This window comes from Limnohabitans planktonicus II-D5 (assembly GCF_001270065.2).
Classification (GTDB): domain Bacteria; phylum Pseudomonadota; class Gammaproteobacteria; order Burkholderiales; family Burkholderiaceae_C; genus Limnohabitans_A; species Limnohabitans_A planktonicus.
This window is the reverse complement of record NZ_LFYT02000021.1, coordinates 24,431-47,581: the sequence shown is the minus strand read 5'-3', so window position 1 is coordinate 47,581 and position 23,151 is coordinate 24,431. Positions and strand designations below refer to the sequence as shown.

Here is a 23,151-nt window from a genome sequence, read left to right as displayed (position 1 = left end):
GGCGACAGCGCCCCAGATCAATCCTGGCGCTTTTCAAGCAGTGCGTAATAAAACCCATCGTGTTCACCCAAGTGATTGTCCACGACTGGCAGTCCACTTGGCGCATTTCCCGGTATCAAATGTCCCGCAGAGGGTAGCAATACGGCGTCAGTGTTGCGTTGGAGAAACGCTTGCATGACATCATCGCCTTCCAGCTTGAAAACCGAGCAGGTGCAATACAAGAGGCGCCCTCCAACCTTCAATAGTGGCCAAAGTGTCTCCAATAAGTGGGCCTGTACCTTTGCCAACTGGGCACTGTCTGTCGGACGCCTTAACCAGCGCACATCGGGATGTCTGCGCACGATGCCCGACGCAGTGCACGGTGCATCGAGCAAGATGGCATCAAAAGCCAGCCCATCCCACCAGGTCTCGGGCATGCTGGCATCGGCAGCACGCACTTGTGCCTTGACCCCCAGCCTTTCCAAATTTTCATGGATTCGGGCACAGCGATCTTCATCGACGTCCAGCGCCAGGACCTGGGCCTGTGGACAGATTTCCAGCAGATGTCCTGTTTTGCCCCCCGGTGCAGCACAGGCATCCAATACGCGCCAGGGGTGCTGACTGTTCCAATCCTGCAACATCAAGGGTGCAGCGACTTGCGCTGCTGCATCTTGCACCGATGCATGTCCTTGTTCAAAGCCCGGCAATTGATGGACGGGCACGGCTTTGTCCAATTGCAAACCATCCGGCCCCACCGGTGTGGATGCCAAGCCTTGAGCAGCCAGCGCATCTTGGTAGTCCCGCACGTTGTGGTGTTGTCGGTTGACACGCAAGGTCATGGGTGCCGGTGTTTGCGCCATCCTCAGCAGTGCCTGCCAGTGCTCGGGGTGGTCCGCCTGCAGCCGCTCGATCCACCACAAGGGGTGATTCCACTGCGCCTGCGGGTTGCCAGACGTCTGATCCACCAGGGCCTGTCGCTCGCGCAAGAATCGACGCAGGCAGGCATTGATGAAGCCGCTTTGTCCCTGAGTGCTGCGTTGCTGGCGAGCGGCTTGAACCACCTGATTGACCAGTGTATGCACCGGATAAGGTGCTTGCGACTCGTCCCAGCACAAGGCCAAGGCCGTACACAACAGCGCATCGGCTGCGGGCGGAGGTGCTTTGCTGGCCAGCAACTCGCGCAAGGCTGTAGCCCGTCCGAGCTGGCGTAAGGCATGAAAGCTCAAGGACTGAACCCCTGGGCGTAAAGCATGCGGTACAGATTGCAGTTGAGCGGTCAAGGATCGGCCTGCGCGCACGGCCTGTACAGCTGAAGCTGTGGCTTGCAGCAGACGCCAAAGGGGCTCGGATGCAAGGGCTGATCCTCGCGGCTCAGCTTGTGTGTTGAAGGTTTTCATGCAATGCGCTTCAGCTCGCCGACAAAGACAAGTCCATCCGAATGGCGGGCTTGAATTTCAAACGCTTGCCCAGCCATGATGCAGGTCGCATCGACAAGGCCTCGTTGTAGGCCAAGACAGCCACATGGTAGGGAATCAAGGCCGCTGGCAAAGTCTGGCGCATGCGGTTCAGGGCAATGTCCAAATCTGGGCGAATCGACTCCTGAACCGTCTGCTGCATCAGCCGTATTGCCGCCACCAGTTTCAGGTGTTGGGAGACCACTTGCTTTTGACTGTCTTCATCGAGGGGCTGCAGCCTGGCTTGCGTCAGCGCCTCCAGCAAATCATCACAGATGGTTTGAATCTGTTGCAAGTCTTGCGTTTCACCATCACTGGCCAAGACCTGACGGGCAGCCAAACCGCCTTGCAGGCGCACGAGTAGTCGCAGCCACACGGCATCCACACTGCTCCATTGGCGCACGACTTCACCGCGCAAACGGACCAAGCGGTTGTGCGCACCCACCGCCCAAAACACCAACACAGCCAGAACCATGCCAAAACCCAATGCACCCATCACAGCTCCTCAAGTTTGCATCTGCAACAAAACAGCCCCTGTCCGCGAGCGGCACAGGGGCTGATCAAGATCACCGACGGATCGGCGATGTCATGGCTCAGGCAGACTCGCCTGCATCCGAGACAGCTTCTTGCACCGAGGAACCCGCCAAATCTGCAGCTTCAGCGTCTGCAATGGCGCGGCGCTCGGCGTCGTCCATCGCATCCTTGACTTTGCGCGCTTGGTGATAAGCCAAACCGGTTCCAGCAGGAATCAAGCGACCGACGATCACGTTTTCCTTCAGGCCACGCAGCTCGTCGCGCTTGCCCATGATGGCCGCTTCGGTCAGCACACGGGTCGTCTCCTGGAAGGAAGCAGCCGAGATGAACGAATCGGTCGACAAGGACGCCTTGGTGATACCCAGCAACAAGTTGCTGTAAGTCGCAGGGATCTTGCCATCAGCTTGCAGGGCGTCATTGGTGTTGAGCATTTCGGAGCGCTCCACCTGTTCACCAGCGATGTAGTTGGAGTCACCAGAGTTCTCCACCACCACACGGCGCAGCATCTGACGAACAATCACTTCGATGTGCTTGTCGTTGATCTTCACGCCTTGCAGGCGGTACACGTCCTGCACTTCGTCGACGATGTAACGGGCCAGCTCTTCGATGCCCAAGAGACGCAAGATGTCTTGTGGGTCGGCGGGGCCGTCCACAATGCTCTCGCCCTTGTTGACCACCTGGCCTTCGTGCACCAGGATGTTCTTCTCTTTGGGGATCAGTTCATCCCAGACCTTGCCTTCAGGGTCGGTGATCTGCAAGCGGACCTTGCCTTTGGTTTCCTTGCCGAAGGACACGGTACCCGTGATTTCGGCCAGCATGCCTTTATCCTTAGGCGAGCGGGCTTCGAACAGTTCAGCCACGCGGGGCAGACCGCCGGTGATGTCTCGGGTCTTTTGACCTTCCACAGGGATACGCGCCAGCACTTCGCCAGGACCGACATCCATGCCGTCACGCACCTGAATCAAAGCGCCGATCTGGAAGCCAATCGTCACCGAGTGGTCAGTGCCGGGAATCTTGACTTCCTTGCCCGCGGCGTCGATCAGTTTGACCTGTGGACGCACCACTTTGGCCGCACCACGACGCTTGGGATCGATCACCACCAGGGTGGACAGACCGGTCACTTCGTCGACCTGTTTGGCCACGGTGAGGCCTTCTTCGACGTTTTCGAATTTCACCTGGCCAGCAAATTCGGTGATGATCGGACGGGTCAACGGATCCCAGTTGGCCAAGATGGTGCCAGCCTTGATGGTCTGGTCAGCTTTGATGGACAGGATCGCACCATAAGGCACTTTGTGGCGCTCACGCTCCCGGCCGTGTTCGGTGATGACGATCTCGCCGGAGCGCGCAATCACCACCAGTTCACCCTTGGAGTTGGTCACGTAACGCATCGTGGCATTGAAGCCGATGGTGCCGTTGGACTTGGCTTCCACACTGGAGGCCACTGCTGCACGCGAGGCCGCACCACCGATGTGGAATGTGCGCATGGTCAGCTGTGTGCCAGGCTCACCAATCGACTGGGCCGCGATCACGCCTACGGCTTCGCCGTTGTTGACCAAACCGCCACGGCCCAGGTCGCGGCCATAGCACTTGGCGCACAAGCCAAAACGTGTGGCACACGTCAGGGCAGTGCGCACTTTGACTTCGTCAACGCCCGCAGCTTCAAGTTCGTCGATCAAGTCTTCGTCGAGCATGACGCCGGACCCAGCCAACACCGACCGGTTTTCAGGGTGCAAGACATCTTCGGCCACCGTGCGGCCCAACACGCGGTCGCGCAGCGATTCGATCACTTCACCACCTTCGACGATGGCGCGCATCAGCGAGCCATCGGCGGTGCCGCAATCGAGCTCGGTCACGACCAGGTCTTGAGTCACGTCCACCAGACGGCGGGTCAGGTAACCCGAGTTGGCGGTCTTCAAAGCCGTGTCGGCCAAACCTTTACGTGCGCCGTGTGTCGAGATGAAGTACTGCAACACGTTCAGACCTTCACGGAAGTTGGCCGTGATGGGGGTCTCGATGATCGAGCCGTCGGGCTTGGCCATCAGGCCACGCATACCGGCCAACTGGCGAATCTGCGCCGCAGAACCACGGGCACCGGAGTCGGCCATCATGTAAATCGAGTTGAACGATTCCTGATCGACTTCATTGCCATGGCGGTCAATGGTTTTTTCTTTGCGCAGCTGGTCCATCATCACTTTGGAGACGACGTCACCGGCCTTGCCCCAGATGTCAACGACCTTGTTGTAGCGCTCGCCTGCGGTCACCAGACCGGAAACGTATTGCTGCTCGATGTCTTTGACTTCCTTCTCGGCCGCTTCAATGATGGCTGGCTTCTCAGGCGGCACCAACATGTCGTCAATACCGATCGAGATACCAGCGCGTGTGGCCAGACGGAAACCGTTTTGCAGCAGTTTGTCGGCGAACACCACAGTCTCTTTCAGACCGCACTTGCGGAAAGACGTGTTGATCAGCTTGGAGATTTCCTTCTTCTTCAGCGCCTTGTTCAGGTTACTGAATGGCAGACCCTTGGGAAGGATCTCGGACAACAAAGCACGTCCCACGGTTGTTTCAACCATGGACACGGATGAAGTGAATTCACCGGTCACTTTGTCTTTGGTCCACTCGGTCATACGCACATTGATCTTGGCGGACAACTCCACGGCACCGGCGTCCAAAGCGCGCTGCACTTCACCGATGTCGGAGAAGATCAAGCCTTCACCCTTGGCGTTGATGCGGTCACGTGTGGCGTAGTACAAACCCAGCACCACGTCTTGCGACGGGACGATGGAGGGCTCACCCGACGCGGGGAACAAGATGTTGTTGGAGGCCAGCATGAGTGTGCGCGCTTCCATCTGCGCTTCCACCGACAGTGGAATGTGCACAGCCATTTGGTCACCGTCGAAGTCGGCGTTGAAGGCCGCGCAAACCAGGGGGTGCAGCTGAATGGCCTTGCCTTCGATCAGCAGGGGCTCAAAAGCCTGGATACCCAAACGGTGCAGCGTAGGCGCACGGTTGAGCATCACGGGGTGCTCTTTGATGACCTCTTCCAAGATGTCCCACACCACCGGTGTACCGGCTTCGACTTCCTTCTTGGCAGCCTTGATGGTGGTCGCGATGCCCATGGCTTCGAGACGCGCAAAGATGAAGGGTTTGAACAGTTCAATGGCCATCAACTTGGGCAAACCGCACTGGTGCAGCTTGAGGGTTGGGCCCACGGTGATGACGGAACGACCCGAGTAATCCACGCGCTTGCCCAGCAAGTTCTGACGGAAACGACCGCTCTTGCCTTTGATCATGTCGGCCAGCGACTTGAGGGCGCGCTTGTTGGCTCCGGTCATAGCCTTGCCACGACGTCCGTTGTCCAGCAAGCTGTCCACGGCCTCTTGAAGCATGCGCTTTTCGTTGCGGGCGATGATCTCTGGCGCTTTGAGTTCCAGCAAACGGCGCAGACGGCTGTTGCGGTTGATGACGCGGCGGTACAGGTCGTTCAGGTCGGATGTTGCAAAACGACCGCCGTCCAGCGGCACCAAGGGACGCAGGTCCGGTGGCAACACGGGCAGCACTTCGAGCACCATCCACTCGGGCTTGATGCCCGACTTCTTGAAGGCTTCCAGCACTTTCAGGCGCTTGGAGTTCTTCTTGACCTTGAGTTCGGAGCCCGTCAAGTCACCACGCAGGCGTTCGATCTCGCTTTCGATGTCGATGCCTTGGAGCAGTTCCTTGATGCCTTCAGCACCCATCTTGGCCACGAACTCGTCGCCGTATTCCTTGACCTTGGCGTCGTAATCATCTTCAGACATGATGCTGAATTTTTTCAGCGGCGTCATGCCCGGGTCGGTCACCACATAGGCTTCAAAGTAGAGCACGCGCTCGATGTCACGCAACGTCATGTCGAGCACCAGGCCCAGACGTGATGGCAGCGACTTGAGGAACCAGATGTGGGCGCAAGGCGCGGCCAGGTCAATGTGACCCATGCGCTCGCGACGCACTTTGGTTTGTGTGACTTCAACGCCGCACTTCTCGCAGATCACACCGCGGTGCTTGAGGCGCTTGTACTTGCCGCACAGGCATTCGTAGTCTTTGATGGGGCCAAAGATTTTGGCGCAAAACAGACCATCGCGCTCGGGCTTGAAGGTACGGTAGTTGATGGTTTCCGGCTTTTTCACTTCGCCGAACGACCAAGAACGGATCTTTTCGGGCGATGCCAGGCCGATGCGGATCGCATCGAAGTGGTCATCGGGCGTGAACTGCTTGAACAGGTCGAGTAGTGATTTCATGGTTTGAATCCTTTGCCTGTGAATTAAGAACGCTCGAGCTCGATGTCAAGGCCCAGCGAACGGATTTCCTTGACCAGCACGTTGAACGACTCGGGCATGCCCGCTTCGATGGAGTGTTCGCCTTTGACGATGCTCTCGTACACCTTGGTACGGCCTTGCACGTCGTCGGATTTGACGGTGAGCATCTCTTGCAACACGTAAGAGGCACCATAAGCTTCCAGCGCCCACACTTCCATCTCACCAAAACGCTGACCACCGAACTGCGCCTTACCACCCAGCGGCTGCTGAGTGACCAAGCTGTATGGCCCCGTCGAACGGGCGTGCATCTTGTCGTCGACCAAGTGGTGCAACTTCAGGTAATGCATGTAACCGATTGTTGTTGGACGGTCAAAAGCGTCGCCTGTGCGGCCGTCAAACAAATTGGCTTGAGTGCGTGTGGCGGTCAGGCCCTTGGCCTTGGCCAGGTCATCAGGGTAAGCCAGGTGCAACATGGCTCTGATTTCCTCTTCGGCTGCGCCATCAAATACGGGTGACGCGAAGGGGAAACCCTCTTTGAGGTTCTCGGCCATGGCCAGTACTTCATCATCGGACAATTGCGACAGGTCTTCTTTTCGGCCCAAGCTGTTGTAAAGCTGCTCGAACAGCGTGCGCAGTTCGGCGATTTTTTCCAAGCGCTGGGTTTCTGCCTGCAACATGTTGCCAATGCGATGACCAATGCCTTTTCCGGCCCAGCCCAGGTGAACTTCGAGCACCTGACCCACGTTCATGCGCGATGGCACGCCCAGCGGGTTCAGCACGATGTCGGCGGGGGTGCCATCGGCCATGTAAGGCATGTCTTCGACCGGCACTATTTTTGAGACCACACCTTTGTTACCGTGACGGCCGGCCATCTTGTCACCTGGCTGCAAGCGACGCTTGACGGCCAGATAGACCTTGACCATCTTGAGCACGCCTGCGGGCAACTCGTCGCCTTGGGTGAGCTTTTTGCGCTTTTCTTCAAACGACAAGTCAAAGCTGTGGCGGGTTTGCTCCAGCGAGTTCTTGATGGACTCGAGTTGCATGGCCACGTCGTCTTCCGCTGGACGAATGTCGAACCAGTGGAATTTCTCGACCGACTCCATGTAGGCCTTGTCGATCTTGGTGCCTTTGGCCAATTTCTGAGGGCCACCGTTGGCCACGCGGCCCACCAGCAACTTCTCGATACGGTCAAATGCGTCGGCTTCCACAATGCGCAGCTGGTCGTTCAAATCCAAGCGGAAACGCTTGAGTTCATCGTCGATGATCTGCTGTGCACGCTTGTCGCGAACGATGCCTTCACGGGTGAAGACCTGCACGTCGATCACAGTGCCTTGCGAGCCCTGGTCCACGCGCAGCGAGGTGTCTTTCACATCGCTGGCTTTTTCGCCGAAGATGGCGCGCAGCAGTTTTTCTTCAGGCGTGAGGGTGGTCTCGCCTTTAGGGGTGACCTTGCCCACCAGCACATCGCCGGGCTGCACTTCGGCGCCCACGTAGATGATGCCGGAGTCGTCCAGACGCCCCAGTTGCTGCTCGGACAGGTTCGGGATGTCGCGCGAAATTTCTTCGGCGCCCAACTTGGTGTCACGGGCCATGACCACGAGTTCTTCGATGTGGATCGAGGTGTAGCGGTCTTCGGCCACCACGCGCTCGCTGATCAAAATCGAATCTTCGAAGTTGTAGCCGTTCCAAGGCATGAAGGCGATCAGCATGTTCTGACCGATGGCGATTTCGCCCAGGTCGGTCGATGCGCCGTCGGCAATCACGTCACCCTTGGCCAGTTTGTCTCCACGCTTGACGATGGGGCGCTGGTGGATGTTGGTGTTCTGGTTGGAACGCTGGTACTTGATCAGGTTGTAGATGTCCACACCCACTTCGCCGGCCAAAGCTTCTGCGTCGTTCACGCGGATCACGATACGGGTCGCGTCCACATAGTCCACGATACCGCCGCGGGTGGCGGTGACCACGGTGCCGGAGTCGACCGCTGCAACGCGCTCGATGCCGGTTCCGACCATGGGCTTTTCGGGGCGCAGCACAGGAACCGCCTGACGCGACATGTTGGCACCCATCAATGCGCGGTTGGCATCGTCGTGCTCGAGGAATGGCACCAAAGAGGCCGCCACTGAGACAATCTGCGCAGGCGACACGTCCATGTACTGGATGCGTTCAGCACCGCACAAAATGGATTCGCCTTTTTCACGGGCAGACACGAGGTCGCCAGTCAGCTTGCCGTCTTTGTCCAAAGTGGCGTTGGCCTGGGCGATGACGTACTTGCCTTCTTCGATGGCCGACAGGTAATCGATGTCCATCGTGACCTTGCCGTCCACCACGCGGCGGTACGGGGTTTCAATGAAACCGTACTCGTTCAGACGGGCGTACAAAGCCAGCGAGTTGATCAGGCCAATGTTCGGGCCTTCAGGCGTTTCAATCGGGCACACGCGGCCGTAGTGGGTCACGTGCACGTCACGCACTTCAAAGCCTGCGCGTTCGCGGGTCAAACCACCTGGGCCAAGTGCCGACACGCGGCGCTTGTGGGTGATCTCGGCCAGAGGGTTGGTCTGGTCCATGAACTGCGACAGCTGCGAGGCACCAAAGAACTCTTTCAAGGCCGCAGAAATCGGCTTGGAGTTGATCAGGTCATGCGGCATCAGCGGCTCTTGCTCGGCCTGGCCCAAACGCTCTTTGACAGCTTTTTCGATACGCGCCAGACCGGTGCGGTACTGGTTTTCGGCCAACTCGCCCACGCAACGCACGCGGCGGTTGCCCAAGTGGTCGATGTCATCGACTTCGCCATTGCCGTTACGCAAATCCACCAGGATTTTGACCACAGCCAAGATGTCTTCGTTGGTCAACACCATTGGCCCAGTGGACTCACTGCGACCAACACGGGCGTTGAACTTCATGCGACCCACACGCGACAGATCGTAAGTGTCGGGGTTGTAGAACAGGCGCTGGAAAAGGGCCTGAACAGCGTCTTCGGTTGGCGGCTCGCCTGGGCGCATCATGCGGTAAATGGCCACGCGAGCTGCGAATTCGTCCACGGTCTCGTCAATGCGCAGGGTTTGCGAAATGTACGCGCCCTGGTCGAGTTCGTTCGTGTAGATACAAGGCAGGTCCTGCACACCAGAAGAACGCAGCTTTTTCAACAAGGCTTCAGTCAGCTCTTCGTTGGGCTTGGTGATGATTTCGCCTGTGTCGCCGTCCACGATGTTGCGGGCGACCACGCGGCCGATCAGGAAGTCCTCAGGCACGCTGATGTGCGTGGTGCCCGATTGCTCGAGTTCACGCGTATGGCGTGCTGTGATGCGCTTGTCCTTGGCCACCACGACTTTGCCAGCTTTGTCGGTGATGTCGAAGCGAGCCACTTCACCACGCAGTCGTTCAGCCACAAATTCCATTTGTGCACCGCTGTCCATCAGGCGGAAAGTGTCGTTGACGAAGAAGTTCGCCAGGATCGATTCGGGGTTCAGGCCGATGGCCTTGAGCAAGATCGACACAGGCATCTTGCGACGGCGGTCAACGCGGAAGTACAGGATGTCTTTAGGATCGAATTCGAAGTCGAGCCATGAACCACGGTAAGGGATGATCCTGGCAGAAAACAACAGTTTGCCCGAGCTGTGGGTTTTTCCCTTGTCATGTTCAAAGAACACGCCTGGCGAACGGTGCAACTGAGACACGATCACGCGCTCGGTACCGTTGATGATGAAGGAGCCTTTGTCGGTCATCAAAGGCACTTCGCCCATGTAGACTTCTTGCTCTTTGACTTCCTTGACCACTTTGTTTTGTGAGGTCGAAGAATCACGGTCGTAAATGATGAGCTGAACACGCGCACGCACAGCCGACGAGAAGGTCAGTCCACGTGTTTGGCATTCGCGCACATCAAACGCGGGTTTGGCCAGGTTGTACTCGACAAATTTCATCTCCACAAAACCATTGTGGGACACGATGGGGAATGCCGATTCAAATGCGGCTTGCAGACCTTCGTGCGTCCTCTTGGATGAAACAACGCCTGCTTGCAAGAACGACGTATAAGCGTCTTTTTGCATTTGCAGCAGGTAAGGAACTTCGAGCACGCTTTCGCGGCTTCCGAAACTTTTGCGGATTCGCTTGCGTTCGGTGTATGAATAGGCCATGAGATCTCCGGGCTTGATCTTTCAGGACTGAGTGTTATCAACGCTTTTGGCATTGATAACGGGCTTGGCGGCTGGCCTCTACCAGCGTTGGCGGACGATTGCGCATTGCACGCAACCCGAACCAAGGGTCTTCTGCAGTCGGGTCAGAAAACACTGGAAAGCAGACTTGTTGAAATCCACTTTCCGGTGTTTCGCTAAATACTGGAAAGCAGACTTGTTGAAATCCACTTTCCGGTGTTTCACCTCAACACATAAAAATCTGCAGTTGATGCGGATTTTTCTGTGGGCTCTGTAAGCACCAAAGGCTGGAGGCCCTTGCGGACACTCCAGCCTTGGACAGAGACCGAATTACTTGAGTTCGGCCTTGGCGCCAGCTTCTTCGAGCTTCTTCTTGGCAGCTTCAGCGTCAGCCTTGGGCAAGGCTTCCTTGACTGCTTTAGGCGCGCCGTCCACCAGGTCTTTGGCTTCTTTCAAGCCCAGACCGGTGATTTCACGCACAGCTTTAATCACGGACACTTTGTTGGCGCCAGCTTCCAGCAACATGACGTTGAATTCAGTTTTCTCTTCAGCAGCAGCAGCGGCACCGCCACCAGCAGCAGCGGGAGCAGCCATAGCGGCAGCGCTCACACCAAATTTCTCTTCGATGGCTTTCACCAGGTCGTTGAGTTCCATGACCGTCATGCTGTCCAGCGCGGTCAAAAATGCGTCTTTATCGAATGCCATTTTTATTTCCTAACAATTGGTTAAAACACGAATGCTGGCCTTATGCGGCTACAGCTTCGCCTTCGCCTTTTTTGGCCGCCAAAGCACCCAACACCACGGCGGTGCGGGACATCGGCGACATCAACAAGCCACACAACTGAGCCAACAAAACTTCTTTCGAAGGGATGCTTGCCAGCTGCTTAACGCCGTTCACGTCCAAGGCTTTACCTGCAAATGCACCTGCGCGAATCACCAATTTGTCATTGGTTTTCGCGAATTCCGCCACCACTTTCGCGGCAGCAACTGCATCTTCAGAGAAGCCATAGATCAGCGGACCGGTCATCTGGTCGGCGACTACTTCAAACTGCGTACCGGCCACAGCACGGCGAGCCAAGGTGTTTTTCAACACACTCAGCGAAACGCCAAGGCTGCGAGCTTTGACGCGCAAGTTTGTCATGTCAGCGACCGTGATGCCACGGTATTCCGCCATCACCAGCGTTTGAGCTTTAGCGGCGAGGTCGGTCACTTCTGTAATGACCGCTTCTTTCTCACTGCGATTCAGACTCAAGGTCTACTCCTTTGTATGTGTTTTTCGGGTTACCCCTGAAACACGCCTATTTGCAGCGACCAACTGTTTTGGAAATTCATCCATCCGCAGCGGGATCGCCATCTGCGTTGGCCCAAACTGACCATTTCATCGGTCAATTTGTTGATTAAGCACAGCATTGCGTGCACCAACGGTCTTGGATGGCCTGGCGCATTTTTGCAAATACTCCAGCCCACCACATCGAGCCCCTCTTTATGAAGAGGCTCAAATTTCAGTTCCAAGCCCCCTGGTTAATGCTCAGGGCAGCAGGGAACTTCATTGATGCCATCAAGCAGCGATGGATTGTGTGTCGACGCGAACGCCCACACCCATGGTCGATGACACAGCGACTTTACGCAGGTAAACACCTTTGCTTGTGGCTGGCTTGGCCTTCACCAAGGCCTCGATCAATGCTGCCAAGTTGCCTTGCAACTTGTCCGTGTCGAATGAACGACGTCCGATGGTGCCGTGAACAATACCGGCTTTGTCAACGCGGAATTGGACTTGACCGGCTTTGGCGTTGCGCACAGCAGTGGCAACGTCAGGCGTCACTGTTCCGACTTTGGGGTTTGGCATCAGACCACGAGGACCCAAGATTTGACCCAAAGTACCGACCACACGCATGGCATCAGGCGCAGCAATCACCACATCGAAGGGCATATCGCCTGCTTTGACCATGGCAGCCAAATCATCCATTCCGACAATATCTGCACCTGCAGCACGGGCTTCTTCAGCTTTGGCACCCTGAGCGAACACCGCCACGCGGGCAGTTTTACCAGTGCCATTAGGCAACACAACTGCACCACGAACGACTTGATCCGATTTCTTGGCATCAATACCGAGTTGCACGGCCACGTCGATGGATTCGTCAAACTTGGCAGTGGCGCACTCTTTGACCATGACCAAAGCGTCAGCCAAAGCGTACAGTTTCAGACTGTCGACTTTGCCAACCAATGCTTTTTGTTTTTTAGTGAGTTTGGACATTTACACGCCCTCCACATTCACGCCCATGGAACGGGCAGTACCAGCGATGGTGCGAACGGCTGCGTCCATGTCGGCTGCAGTCAGATCTTTCATCTTGGTTTTGGCGATTTCTTCCAGCTGAGCACGGGTGATCTTGCCGACCTTTTCCAAGCCTGGCTTTGTCGAAGCCTTGTCGATCTTGATGGACTTCTTGATCAGGGTCGCTGCAGGAGGCGTCTTGATGATGAAGGTGAAGGACTTGTCTGCAAACGCAGTGATCACCACTGGCAATGGCAGACCTGGCTCCACGCCCTGGGTCTGGGCGTTGAACGCCTTGCAGAATTCCATGATGTTCAAACCACGTTGACCCAGTGCTGGGCCAATAGGTGGTGATGGGTTGGCTTTACCAGCTGGCACTTGCAGCTTGATGAAGCCGACGATTTTTTTCGCCATGCTTTTCTCCTTGCGGGTATTAACGCTTAGGTTCGTTGAACCATCTGCTTCCCGGGGTTAACGACTCTTTTTTCAGAAACGAACACCGAGTCGGGAAGTGCTTCGTTTGTTTGATTGATCAGGTTTTTTCGACCTGACTGAATTCCAACTCAACCGGTGTTGCACGCCCAAAAATCGTGACTGACACGCGCATCTTGTTTCGTTCGTAGTTGACTTCTTCAACCGTGCCATTGAAGTCGGTGAATGGGCCTTCCTTGACGCGGATGTATTCACCGACTTCAAACTCCACTTTATGACGCGGCTTGTCTGTCCCTTCTTGCATTTGGCTGACGATTTTGGCCACATCTGCTTCTGAAATCGGGGCAGGTCTGTTTTTGGCACCCCCCACAAATCCCGTGACCTTGTTGGTATGTTTGACCAAATGCCAAGTCTCGTCGTCCATCACCATTTCCACCAGCACATAGCCTGGGAAAAATTTGCGTTCTGTTGTTCGCTTTTGGCCGTTCTTGACTTCTACCACCTCTTCGGTGGGCACCAAAATGCGCCCGAACTTGGACTCCATGCCTGAACGTGTAATGCGCTCCACAATATTGCGCTCCACGGCTTTTTCCATGCCCGAATAAGCGTGGACCACATACCACTTCAAATCTGGATTCGTGGAGGAACCTGCCATAGGCGCATTGACCACAATATCGTTCATTATTTTTTCCACCCAAGAATAAGATCGTAAAAAACCCATTCCAGAGTTTTGTCAGTGAGCCACAAAAACAGCGCCATCACCACCACAAAGACAAAAACATACGCGGTAATTTGCATGGCCTCTTTGCGCTCAGGCCAAACCACCTTTTTGACTTCACGCACAGCATCACGTCCGAAAGCGATCAACTGTCTTCCGGATTCCGATGTGAAAAACGCCACCGATGAAGCCGCCAGCCCCAGCAGCATTCCGGCCCATTGAGCCCAAACACCTTGTTGAGCCAACAAATAATAGGCAGCCAAGGCAGCAATGACCAATGCACCAGCAAGAACCAGACGCACCTTGTCGCTTGTAGCGCTAACAGTTTGAACTTCGGACGTTGCCATACGGCTTGAAAACCTTTGTTTCACCCCATCAATGATGGCGGCGTATCAGACAAGGAAGCCCGCTAGAGTCTAGCGGGCTTGAAAATCCACCTTTCAGGTGGCAGGGGCAGTAGGAATCGAACCTACAACCTTCGGTTTTGGAGACCGACGCTCTGCCAATTGAGCTATACCCCTAAAAAAACCTCTTAAGCGATGATCTTGGCAACCACGCCAGCGCCAACCGTGCGGCCGCCTTCGCGGATAGCGAAACGCAGACCTTCTTCCATGGCGATGGGGTTGATCAACTTCACAGTGATCGACACGTTGTCACCAGGCATCACCATCTCTTTGCCTTCTGGCAATTCGATCGCACCGGTCACGTCAGTCGTACGGAAGTAGAACTGGGGACGGTAGTTGTTGAAGAAAGGCGTGTGACGGCCACCTTCGTCTTTGGACAAGACATAGATCTCGCCCGTGAAGTGGGTGTGGGGCTTGATCGAACCTGGCTTGCACAGCACTTGGCCGCGCTCAACGTCTTCGCGCTTGGTGCCACGCAACAAAATACCGACGTTGTCACCAGCTTGACCTTGGTCCAGCAGCTTGCGGAACATCTCAACGCCTGTGCAAGTGGTCTTGACCGTGTCTTTGATACCGACGATTTCGATTTCTTCGCCGACTTTGACGATACCGCGCTCGATACGGCCGGTCACCACAGTGCCGCGACCGGAGATGGAGAACACGTCTTCCACGGGCATCAGGAATGCGCCGTCCACTGCACGCTCAGGTGTAGGGATGTAAGTGTCCAAAGCGTCAGCCAGCTTCATGATGGCTTCTTCGCCCAAAGGACCTTTGTCGCCTTCCAGGGCCATCTTGGCTGAGCCTTGGATGATCGGTGTGTCGTCGCCTGGGAAGTCGTACTTGGACAACAACTCACGCACTTCCATCTCGACCAACTCGAGCAGCTCGGCGTCGTCAACCATGTCGCACTTGTTCAGGAACACGATGATGTATGGAACGCCAACCTGGCGGGCCAACAAGATGTGCTCGCGGGTCTGAGGCATGGGGCCGTCAGCAGCGGAGCACACCAAAATAGCGCCGTCCATCTGGGCAGCACCGGTGATCATGTTCTTCACATAGTCAGCGTGGCCGGGGCAGTCCACGTGGGCGTAGTGACGGTTAGCCGTCTCGTACTCAACGTGCGCGGTGTTGATCGTGATACCACGGGCTTTTTCTTCGGGTGCAGCGTCGATCTGGTCGTACGCTTTGGCCGAACCGCCGAACTTTTGAGCCAACACAGTCGTGATAGCGGCAGTCAAGGTGGTTTTGCCGTGGTCAACGTGACCGATGGTGCCCACGTTGACGTGGGGTTTGGTCCGTTCGAATTTTTCTTTAGCCATTTTTCAATCCTTAAAAAGAGCAATGCCCGTGTGTTGGTTTAATGTTTGCATCAGGTTGCTTGATCACTCCGCACGGGCACAGAATGGCACTTGATCGCAGACAGTTTTTTCAGTTCGGCGTTGAGCGTCCAGAGTTCAGCGACGAATTCACGCTGAACGCAGAGCGCCTAACGCACAACGTCACTTGGCGCGTGCAGCGACAATGGCTTCCGCCACGTTGCGCGGAGCTTCCGAGTAGTGCTTGAATTCCATGGTGTAGGTGGCACGACCTTGCGACATCGAACGCAGTGTGGTCGAGTAACCGAACATTTCGGACAAAGGCACTTCGGCCTTGATGGCCTTGCCGCCACCGACCATGTCGTCCATGCCCTGCACCATGCCACGGCGTGAGGACAAGTCGCCCATCACGTTACCGGCGTAGTCTTCGGGTGTCTCGACTTCCACAGCCATCATGGGCTCCAGAATCACGGGCTGGGCTTTGCGGCAACCTTCTTTGAAACCAAAGATGGCGGCCATCTTGAAGGCCATTTCGTTCGAGTCCACGTCGTGGTACGAACCGAAGTGCAGCGTGACTTTGACGTCCACGACGGGGTAACCCGCCAACACGCCTTGACCCAGAGCTTCGATCACGCCTTTTTCCACTGCAGGGATGTATTCACGAGGAACCACACCGCCCTTGATGGCGTCAACGAATTCGAAACCCTTGCCAGGTTCCTGAGGCTCAACCTTCAGAACCACGTGGCCGTATTGACCTTTACCACCGGACTGACGCACGAACTTGCCTTCGGCTTCTTCGACGGTCTTGCGGATGGTTTCGCGGTAAGCCACTTGGGGCTTGCCCACGTTGGCTTCCACACCGAATTCACGCTTCATGCGGTCCACAATGATTTCCAGGTGCAGTTCGCCTTGGCCGCCAATGATGGTCTGACCGGATTCTTCGTCGGTCTGCACACGGAATGATGGATCTTCCGCAGCAAGGCGCGACAAGGCCATGCCCATTTTTTCCTGATCGGCTTTGGATTTAGGCTCCACCGCCTGACGGATCACGGAGTCAGGGAACACCATGCGCTCCAAGGTGATCACCGAGTTCGGATCACACAAGGTCTCACCCGTGGTCACGTCTTTCAAGCCCACGCAAGCGGCAATGTCGCCCGCACGGATTTCGTCGACTTCTTCACGGTTGTTGGCATGCATCTGCACGATACGGCCAATACGCTCTTTCTTGCCACGCACCGCGTTGTAAACGGTATCGCCTTTTTTCAGAACACCTGAGTAAACGCGCACGAAGGTCAGCTGACCCACGAAAGGATCTGTCATCAGCTTGAATGCCAAAGCCGCAAACTTCTCGTCATCATCGGCCTTGCGGGTGATTTCCTTTTCGTCTTCGTCAAAGCCCTTGATGGCTTTCACGTCCAAAGGAGAAGGCATCAACTCGATCACGGCGTCCAGCATGCGTTGCACGCCTTTGTTCTTGAACGCAGTGCCGCACAGCATAGGCTGGATCTCGCCAGCGATGGTGCGCAGACGCAGACCGTGTGTGATTTCTTCTTCGGACAAAGTACCTTCTTCCAGATACTTGTTCATCAGGTCTTCAGAGGCTTCAGCAGCGGCTTCCACCATCTTTTCGCGCCACTCGTTGGCGGTTGCCACCAAGTCAGCGGGGATCTCTTCGAAGTTGAATTTCATGCCCTGGGAAGCTTCGTCCCAGATGATGGCTTTCATCTTGCGCAGATCAACCACGCCAGTGAAGTTTTCTTCAGCGCCGATGGGGATCACCACGGGCACAGGATTGGCCTTCAGGCGCAATTTCATCTGCTCGACAACTTTGAAGAAGTTGGCACCGGTGCGGTCCATCTTGTTCACGAAGGCCAGACGTGGCACTTTGTACTTGTTGGCCTGACGCCACACGGTTTCAGACTGGGGCTGCACACCGCCCACAGCGCAGTACACCATGCAAGCGCCGTCCAGAACACGCATGGAACGCTCAACTTCAATCGTGAAGTCCACGTGTCCAGGGGTGTCAATGATGTTGATGCGGTGCTCGTCGAAAGAGCCGTCCATGCCTTTCCAGAAGCAGGTGGTGGCAGCCGAGGTGATCGTGATGCCACGCTCTTGCTCTTGCTCCATCCAATCCATGGTGGCAGCGCCGTCGTGCACTTCACCAATTTTGTGGTTCACGCCGGTGTAAAACAGGATACGTTCTGTGGTCGTGGTCTTGCCGGCGTCGATGTGGGCCGAAATACCAATGTTGCGATAACGCTCGATGGGGGTGGTGCGAGCCATAATTTTCTCCAATGATGATGTACCAAAGCCCGCCACCCCTCATGGGGCCAGCGGGCCGGCTTCTGACAGTGTCGGGCTTGCTTGTGAAGCCTTTGTGAATCAGAAGCGGAAGTGCGAGAACGCCTTGTTGGCTTCGGCCATGCGGTGAACTTCGTCACGCTTTTTCATGGCACCGCCACGGCCTTCGTTGGCTTCGAGCAGTTCGTTGGCCAAGCGCAGGGCCATCGACTTTTCACCGCGCTTGCGAGCGGCTTCCTTGATCCAGCGCATCGACAGGGCCAGGCGACGAACAGGGCGCACTTCAACAGGCACCTGGTAGTTCGCACCACCCACGCGGCGGGATTTCACTTCCACCATGGGCTTGACGTTGTTGATGGCAATCGAGAACAACTCGACAGGGTCTTTGCCAGTTTTCTTTTCCATGGTGTCCAGAGCTCCGTAAATGATGCGTTCTGCGACAGCTTTTTTGCCGCCTTCCATGATCACGTTCATGAATTTGGACAACTCGACATTGCCGAACTTGGGATCCGGCAGGATTTCACGTTTAGGGACTTCGCGACGACGTGGCATATTTCACCTCATATTGCTTCAGTTGGCATCTTTTCAGACACCGCGAGCGTTATTCAAAACGGCTCACTTACTCGACCCACCCGGACAATTCCTGGCTTCGGGTCACTTCGCTGAATCACCGCGCCACGCGGGAAACAGCACCGAAAAATTTCAACCCGACAGGGCTTACTTGGCCTTTGGCTTCTTCGCGCCGTACTTGGAGCGAGACTGCTTGCGGTCTTTCACGCCTTGCAAGTCCAAAGAACCACGCACGATGTGGTAACGCACACCGGGCAAGTCCTTGACACGACCACCGCGCACCAGAACAACAGAGTGCTCTTGCAGGTTGTGGCCTTCACCGCCGATGTAGGAGATGACCTCAAAACCGTTGGTCAAGCGCACTTTGGCAACTTTACGCAGAGCGGAGTTAGGTTTTTTTGGCGTTGTGGTGTACACACGGGTGCAGACACCACGACGCTGTGGAGAGTTTTGCATCGCAGGGCTTTTGGACTTGATCGTTTCGACCTCGCGCCCCTGACGCACCAATTGATTGATGGTTGGCATTGTTTGTAACGTCCCTAAACGTTGAATTTAGACAAAAGAAACTTCCCCGCCCCAAAAGCGGAAAAGCCTGCCAGTATAACCGCCCGGCAGACTTGTGACAAGTTATCCACAATTTAAGAAATAGAAGCTCTGGCGCTCATTTGATCCACAAGCGAACAGTATCCCAAGCACGGCCCAAAATCCCCGCCTGCTCGACGGATTCAAGCACCAGCAAAGGCACTTCAAACAGGGCTTGCTCGCCCTGCGAAATTTTCAGGGCCCCCACCAGCTGGCCCTTGGTAAATGGCGCCACCAGAGGTTCAGGCCGCACCACCTGGGTCTTGATTTGCGCGGCGCTTCCTGCAGGAATGGCCACCACCAAGGGGCGAAATGCACCCAGCTTCAAAACAGGTGACTGGCCTTTCCAGACAGCAGGTGTCGCCACAGCTTGGCCCGGGTCAAAGAGCTTGACGGCATCAAACGCGGTGTAACCCCAGTTCAGAAGCTTTTGGCTTTCATTGGCCCTGGCATTTTCGCTGCTGGTACCCAGCACGATGCTCAGCAATCGACGTGTGCCCACGTGTGGAAAATCCCGCTTGGCTGTGGCCACCAGGCAGTATCCGGCGGCATCGGTGTGGCCGGTCTTGAGCCCATCCACCGTCGAGTCACGGAACAACAGCAAGTTGCGGTTGCTGTCGTTAGCAGCTGGGGTGCCCGTATAGCGGTATTTCTTGATGGCGTAGTAAGGAATGTATTCCGGAAAATCACGCATCAAACGGGTGGCCAGGGTGGCCAGATCACGCGCCGTTGTCATGTGTCCTGCAGCGGTGAGTCCTTCAGGATTCTTGTAGCCGGTGCTTTTCATGCCCAAGGCTTTGGCCTGGTCATTCATCATCTGCACAAAACGCTCAACGCTGCCCCCCACGCCTTCAGCCAAAGCCACTGTTGCGTCATTACCCGACTGAACAATCATGCCCTTGATCAGGTCTTCCACCGGCACCATCATTTTGGGGTCGATGAACATGCGCGATCCCGGCATCTTCCAGGCACGCTCGGACACGGGAAGGGTCTGAGTCAAATTGATCTTGCGGGATTTGAGGGCATCAAACACCAAATAGGCCGTCATCAGCTTGGTCAGCGAGGCGGGTTCTACCGCCATGTCCGGGTCCTTGGCGGCGAGCACTTGGTTGGCCGTCACATCCATCAGCAAATAGGCCTTGGCGGCCATTTCAGGGGGCTGCGGCATCTGCGCCTGGACGTGCAAGGAAATGACCACCAGCAGTGATGACGCCAGGGTTTGAAAAATTCGTTTCATGAATGACATTCGTGACAGGACCAGCCCTTGAGGGCAAACAGCCAAAGGATTCAGGCACTCAGGTGACGCATCACCAAGGCTTTGAGGAGCGGCAATTGTCCGTGAAAGAAGTGTTCCACACCCGGAATCACCGTGATCGGCAAGGTCTGAGGCCTTGCCCAGTCCATCACGCTGGACAGCGGCACCGTATCGTCTTGTTCACCATGCAGCACCAACGTGCGCTCATGCAATTCGCTGGCGATGGGCGCTACCGCAAAACGCGAAGCCGCCGTGCCCACCAACACCAGTTTTTCAGGCCTTCGCGCATCACCCAAAGCCTGGGCCACATGGCTGGTGACAAAGGCACCAAATGAAAAGCCCGCCAGCGCAATCGGCCCCTGTGGCACCACCTGCTCAATCAGGGCCAGCATGTCGGCCGCCTCACCACGGCCCTCGTCATAACGGCCTGCACTGGCACCCACGCCCCGGAAATTGAATCGGATCGCCTGCCAGCCACACTGCACAAAAGCCCGCGCCAAGGTCTGCACCACCTTGTTTTGCATGCTGCCGCCAAACAGGGGATGCGGGTGAGCGATGACTGCAGTGCCACGCACATCGCCCTCTGCGGGCGCATCGCGCAAAGCCTCAATGACCCCCGAGGCGCCCTGCAGCATGAAAGATTGGGTTGCAGCATTCATCAGCGCCCCAAATGTTCTGGCGTCACCAGTCGCTCCACCACCTGTCCGTTTTGCAAATGTGATTCAACAATTTCATCAATATCTGTTTGGTCCACGTAGGTGTACCAAACGCCTTCAGGGTAGACCACCGCCACAGGCCCCCCCGAACAGCGGTCCAGACAGCCCGCCTTATTGACCCGCACCTGACCCGGGCCTGCCAGTCCGAGTTCCTTGACCCGGGTTTTGCAGCGGTCAAAAGCCGCTTGTGCGTTGTGCTGGGCGCAACAGGCTTCGTTGTTTTTGCGCTCGTTCAGGCAAAAAAAGATGTGGCGCTTGAAATAGGAAGTGGAATTTGCAGAGGTCATGGCCAGATTTTAGGCCCGCCCCTTTTCAGGCGTTTTGGCTCTGCCCCGATGCCGACAAATGCCGCACCAAATACACGAGCAAGGCATAGGGCCACAGCCAGCCCAACCACTGGATCAGCCCGTGAAAACGGATGAACCGCCCCTGCTCCCAGGTTTGCAGCGTCAGGGAAAAATAGGCATCGGCCGAAGCGTTGTTGAGCAGCGCCAACTGCCAAACCAGCGCCGCCAGGGCCATCACCCAGCACACCCGGGCAGTGCAAAAGGACAGCAACACTATGCAGACAGTGGCCACCACCAAGCCCACCAACACCTCTTGCCCCACCCAGCCCCAGGCATGCGCCGGGCCGTAGGTCAAAGCTGCCGACAGCGCACTGAAGCCAAAGCCCAACACCAGCACCCACAAGGCTGCCATGAGGCGCTGCCGCCACTGACGCAACACACCAAAGGCCAGCAAACACGGCAGCAGCAAACCAATAGCCGCACACAACATTTCACTGACCGGCAAAAGGGGTTGCAACTCCACCTCGCGCAAAGGCAGCCATTCAATCCACGGGCTGCCCTCCAGCCCATGGGCCAAGGCTGCCTCCAAACGCTCGAGCACTTGGCCGAGGCCAAAACTCACTGGCGCAGGAAACAGCAAAGCCAAAGGCCAGACTGCCAGCAGGACCAGGGCGTCACTGGCGTCTGGCACAAACCAGCGGTCACGAAAACGGCTCCAGCGGTCAATCAGGCCGACCCACTCCAGGCCCCGGGCCAACACCGCGCCCCCCCACGCCCCGGCAATGTTCAGCGCTGCATCCACATTGGAGGGCACACGCACCGGTAAAAACAGTTGCAGCGACTCCATACACAGCGACAAAACGGCCGCCGCCAAGGTCGCCTGAGCAACGGCCGAGCTGCGCCGCTGCGTGCGGTGCACGGCCAGCGCCAGCAAAAAACCAAAGGGGGCATAGCCCAGGACATTCGACAAGACATCAAAACCAGTCCAATAACGGGGCAATGGCGCGGTCAAAAATGCCCAAGGCGCGATGCCTTGAACACGCCAGTTGTCAAACGGGTACAGGCTGGCGTAGACGATCAGCACCGCGTAAATCCAGGTCAAGGGCCAGGCGGCCGTTTTACGCTGGGTTGACATGCTCGCAGGGCCTTCAGAAAGGCTTGACCACCACCAAAATCACCACCGCCAGCATCATCAACACAGGGGCCTCGTTGAACCACCGAAACCAGACATGACTGCGCTGCATCTGCCCCGCCCTGAACTTGCGCAAGATCACGCCACAGCCGTGGTGATAGGCCAGCAAAGCCACCACCAGCGCCAGCTTGGCATGCATCCAGCCTTGCCCGGGGCCACGGCCTATGCCATAGACCAGCCACAGCCACAAGCCCAGCACCAAAGCGGGCACGGCCAGGATCGTCATGAAGCGGTACAGCTTGCCAGCCATGAGCAAGAGGCGGTCCCGTTCTGCCTGCGAATCGGGTGCCACCATGGCCAGATTGACAAAAATGCGCGGCAAGTAAAACAAGCCCGCGAACCAGCTGGCGATGAAAACGATGTGAAGGGCTTTGATCCAGAGCATGCTGCAAGTGTAGTCATGGACGATCTGCCCCACAGTCGCCACGGCGATGGACGCACCAAAAAAAACCCCCAGCCAGAGGCCGGGGGCAGGAAGCCTTTTTGCTGTCACACATCAAGGCGCCCGCTCAGGGAGGAAAAGCGGGAGGCAGCAAGCTGCCCGTCTGTAATTTATCAAATATCAAAACCAATAACAAGGCTACTTTCATTTTTTTCAAGTCTTTTAGCAGGTTCAATCAGCAACAACATGAAGCAAAGTCTCCAAAGGACAGTCTTGCCAACTGTCGCGATTTCATTTTTTTGAAGTTCAGGCAC

Annotated in this window: 20 protein-coding genes and 1 tRNA gene; all 21 read right to left on the bottom strand. The window is 56.4% G+C overall.

The window, feature by feature from the left end; genetic code table 11:
• Positions 1-17: 17 nt before the first annotated feature.
• Positions 18-1,376, bottom strand: a complete 1,359-nt coding sequence (gene rsmB, locus H663_RS34925; protein WP_053172468.1) for a 16S rRNA (cytosine(967)-C(5))-methyltransferase RsmB — start codon at positions 1,374-1,376, stop codon at positions 18-20.
• Between the two features lie 10 nt (positions 1,377-1,386).
• Positions 1,387-1,929: a LemA family protein gene (locus H663_RS34920; protein ID WP_053172470.1), complete on the bottom strand. Its 543-nt coding sequence runs from the start codon at positions 1,927-1,929 to the stop codon at positions 1,387-1,389.
• A gap of 97 nt (positions 1,930-2,026) precedes the next feature.
• On the bottom strand, positions 2,027-6,241 hold the full coding sequence (rpoC, locus tag H663_RS34915; protein WP_053172473.1) for a DNA-directed RNA polymerase subunit beta': 4,215 nt from the start codon (positions 6,239-6,241) through the stop codon (positions 2,027-2,029).
• A gap of 23 nt (positions 6,242-6,264) precedes the next feature.
• Complete coding sequence (gene rpoB, locus H663_RS34910; protein ID WP_053172475.1) at positions 6,265-10,389, bottom strand: DNA-directed RNA polymerase subunit beta; 4,125 nt, start codon at positions 10,387-10,389, stop codon at positions 6,265-6,267.
• Positions 10,390-10,737: 348 nt separating this feature from the next.
• Positions 10,738-11,112, bottom strand: a complete 375-nt coding sequence (rplL, locus tag H663_RS34905) for a 50S ribosomal protein L7/L12 (RefSeq protein ID WP_053172477.1) — start codon at positions 11,110-11,112, stop codon at positions 10,738-10,740.
• 40 nt (positions 11,113-11,152) lie between these two features.
• A complete protein-coding gene (gene rplJ / locus H663_RS34900) occupies positions 11,153-11,659 on the bottom strand; it encodes a 50S ribosomal protein L10 (RefSeq protein ID WP_053172478.1) in 507 nt (168 codons plus the stop codon).
• 306 nt (positions 11,660-11,965) lie between these two features.
• Entirely contained in the window at positions 11,966-12,661 is a 696-nt protein-coding gene (gene rplA / locus H663_RS34895) for a 50S ribosomal protein L1 (protein ID WP_053172480.1), read from the bottom strand.
• Entirely contained in the window at positions 12,662-13,093 is a 432-nt protein-coding gene (gene rplK, locus H663_RS34890; protein ID WP_019430860.1) for a 50S ribosomal protein L11, read from the bottom strand.
• 118 nt (positions 13,094-13,211) lie between these two features.
• Positions 13,212-13,793, bottom strand: coding sequence for a transcription termination/antitermination protein NusG (gene nusG / locus H663_RS34885; RefSeq protein WP_053172482.1), 582 nt, complete (start codon positions 13,791-13,793; stop codon positions 13,212-13,214).
• A complete protein-coding gene (secE, locus tag H663_RS34880) occupies positions 13,793-14,176 on the bottom strand; it encodes a preprotein translocase subunit SecE (protein ID WP_053172484.1) in 384 nt (127 codons plus the stop codon). Before secE ends, nusG begins: the two co-directional genes overlap by 1 nt.
• A 98-nt stretch (positions 14,177-14,274) precedes the next feature.
• A tRNA-Trp gene (locus tag H663_RS34875) sits at positions 14,275-14,350 on the bottom strand.
• Between the two features lie 11 nt (positions 14,351-14,361).
• Complete coding sequence (gene tuf, locus H663_RS34870; RefSeq protein WP_053172825.1) at positions 14,362-15,552, bottom strand: elongation factor Tu; 1,191 nt, start codon at positions 15,550-15,552, stop codon at positions 14,362-14,364.
• A gap of 180 nt (positions 15,553-15,732) precedes the next feature.
• A complete protein-coding gene (gene fusA, locus H663_RS34865) occupies positions 15,733-17,835 on the bottom strand; it encodes an elongation factor G (RefSeq protein ID WP_053172827.1) in 2,103 nt (700 codons plus the stop codon).
• Positions 17,836-17,934: 99 nt separating this feature from the next.
• Complete coding sequence (gene rpsG / locus H663_RS34860; protein ID WP_053172830.1) at positions 17,935-18,405, bottom strand: 30S ribosomal protein S7; 471 nt, start codon at positions 18,403-18,405, stop codon at positions 17,935-17,937.
• A 165-nt stretch (positions 18,406-18,570) separates the two neighbouring features.
• On the bottom strand, positions 18,571-18,948 hold the full coding sequence (rpsL, locus tag H663_RS34855; protein ID WP_011466063.1) for a 30S ribosomal protein S12: 378 nt from the start codon (positions 18,946-18,948) through the stop codon (positions 18,571-18,573).
• Positions 18,949-19,084: 136 nt separating this feature from the next.
• Entirely contained in the window at positions 19,085-20,242 is a 1,158-nt protein-coding gene (locus H663_RS34850) for a D-alanyl-D-alanine carboxypeptidase family protein (RefSeq protein WP_053172832.1), read from the bottom strand.
• Between the two features lie 50 nt (positions 20,243-20,292).
• A complete protein-coding gene (locus tag H663_RS34845; protein WP_053172834.1) occupies positions 20,293-20,919 on the bottom strand; it encodes an alpha/beta hydrolase in 627 nt (208 codons plus the stop codon).
• Positions 20,919-21,263, bottom strand: a complete 345-nt coding sequence (locus H663_RS34840) for a (2Fe-2S) ferredoxin domain-containing protein (RefSeq protein WP_053172835.1) — start codon at positions 21,261-21,263, stop codon at positions 20,919-20,921. Before H663_RS34840 ends, H663_RS34845 begins: the two co-directional genes overlap by 1 nt.
• A gap of 25 nt (positions 21,264-21,288) precedes the next feature.
• Positions 21,289-22,398 (bottom strand): VanZ family protein, encoded by a 1,110-nt coding sequence (locus H663_RS34835; protein WP_053172837.1) that lies wholly within the window; start codon positions 22,396-22,398, stop codon positions 21,289-21,291.
• 13 nt (positions 22,399-22,411) lie between these two features.
• On the bottom strand, positions 22,412-22,840 hold the full coding sequence (locus H663_RS34830) for a CopD family protein (protein WP_053173590.1): 429 nt from the start codon (positions 22,838-22,840) through the stop codon (positions 22,412-22,414).
• A gap of 170 nt (positions 22,841-23,010) precedes the next feature.
• Complete coding sequence (locus tag H663_RS41660) at positions 23,011-23,151, bottom strand: hypothetical protein (RefSeq protein ID WP_165803926.1); 141 nt, start codon at positions 23,149-23,151, stop codon at positions 23,011-23,013.

What these genes read in the sequence shown, in the direction of transcription:
- H663_RS34840 (WP_053172835.1), bottom strand. Translation starts at nt 21,263, where the DNA reads ATGACCTCTGCAAATTCCACTTCCTATTTCAAGCGCCACATCTTTTTT.
- rpsG (WP_053172830.1), bottom strand. Translation starts at nt 18,405, where the DNA reads ATGCCACGTCGTCGCGAAGTCCCTAAACGTGAAATCCTGCCGGATCCC.
- H663_RS34835 (WP_053172837.1), bottom strand. Translation starts at nt 22,398, where the DNA reads ATGTCAACCCAGCGTAAAACGGCCGCCTGGCCCTTGACCTGGATTTAC.
- rpoB (WP_053172475.1), bottom strand. Translation starts at nt 10,389, where the DNA reads ATGGCCTATTCATACACCGAACGCAAGCGAATCCGCAAAAGTTTCGGA.
- H663_RS34845 (WP_053172834.1), bottom strand. Translation starts at nt 20,919, where the DNA reads ATGAATGCTGCAACCCAATCTTTCATGCTGCAGGGCGCCTCGGGGGTC.
- H663_RS34830 (WP_053173590.1), bottom strand. Translation starts at nt 22,840, where the DNA reads ATGCTCTGGATCAAAGCCCTTCACATCGTTTTCATCGCCAGCTGGTTC.
- rpoC (WP_053172473.1), bottom strand. Translation starts at nt 6,241, where the DNA reads ATGAAATCACTACTCGACCTGTTCAAGCAGTTCACGCCCGATGACCAC.
- rpsL (WP_011466063.1), bottom strand. Translation starts at nt 18,948, where the DNA reads ATGCCAACCATCAATCAATTGGTGCGTCAGGGGCGCGAGGTCGAAACG.
- H663_RS34920 (WP_053172470.1), bottom strand. Translation starts at nt 1,929, where the DNA reads ATGGGTGCATTGGGTTTTGGCATGGTTCTGGCTGTGTTGGTGTTTTGG.
- rplL (WP_053172477.1), bottom strand. Translation starts at nt 11,112, where the DNA reads ATGGCATTCGATAAAGACGCATTTTTGACCGCGCTGGACAGCATGACG.
- rplK (WP_019430860.1), bottom strand. Translation starts at nt 13,093, where the DNA reads ATGGCGAAAAAAATCGTCGGCTTCATCAAGCTGCAAGTGCCAGCTGGT.
- fusA (WP_053172827.1), bottom strand. Translation starts at nt 17,835, where the DNA reads ATGGCTCGCACCACCCCCATCGAGCGTTATCGCAACATTGGTATTTCG.
- nusG (WP_053172482.1), bottom strand. Translation starts at nt 13,793, where the DNA reads ATGAACGATATTGTGGTCAATGCGCCTATGGCAGGTTCCTCCACGAAT.
- rplA (WP_053172480.1), bottom strand. Translation starts at nt 12,661, where the DNA reads ATGTCCAAACTCACTAAAAAACAAAAAGCATTGGTTGGCAAAGTCGAC.
- H663_RS34850 (WP_053172832.1), bottom strand. Translation starts at nt 20,242, where the DNA reads ATGAAACGAATTTTTCAAACCCTGGCGTCATCACTGCTGGTGGTCATT.
- rsmB (WP_053172468.1), bottom strand. Translation starts at nt 1,376, where the DNA reads ATGAAAACCTTCAACACACAAGCTGAGCCGCGAGGATCAGCCCTTGCA.
- secE (WP_053172484.1), bottom strand. Translation starts at nt 14,176, where the DNA reads ATGGCAACGTCCGAAGTTCAAACTGTTAGCGCTACAAGCGACAAGGTG.
- tuf (WP_053172825.1), bottom strand. Translation starts at nt 15,552, where the DNA reads ATGGCTAAAGAAAAATTCGAACGGACCAAACCCCACGTCAACGTGGGC.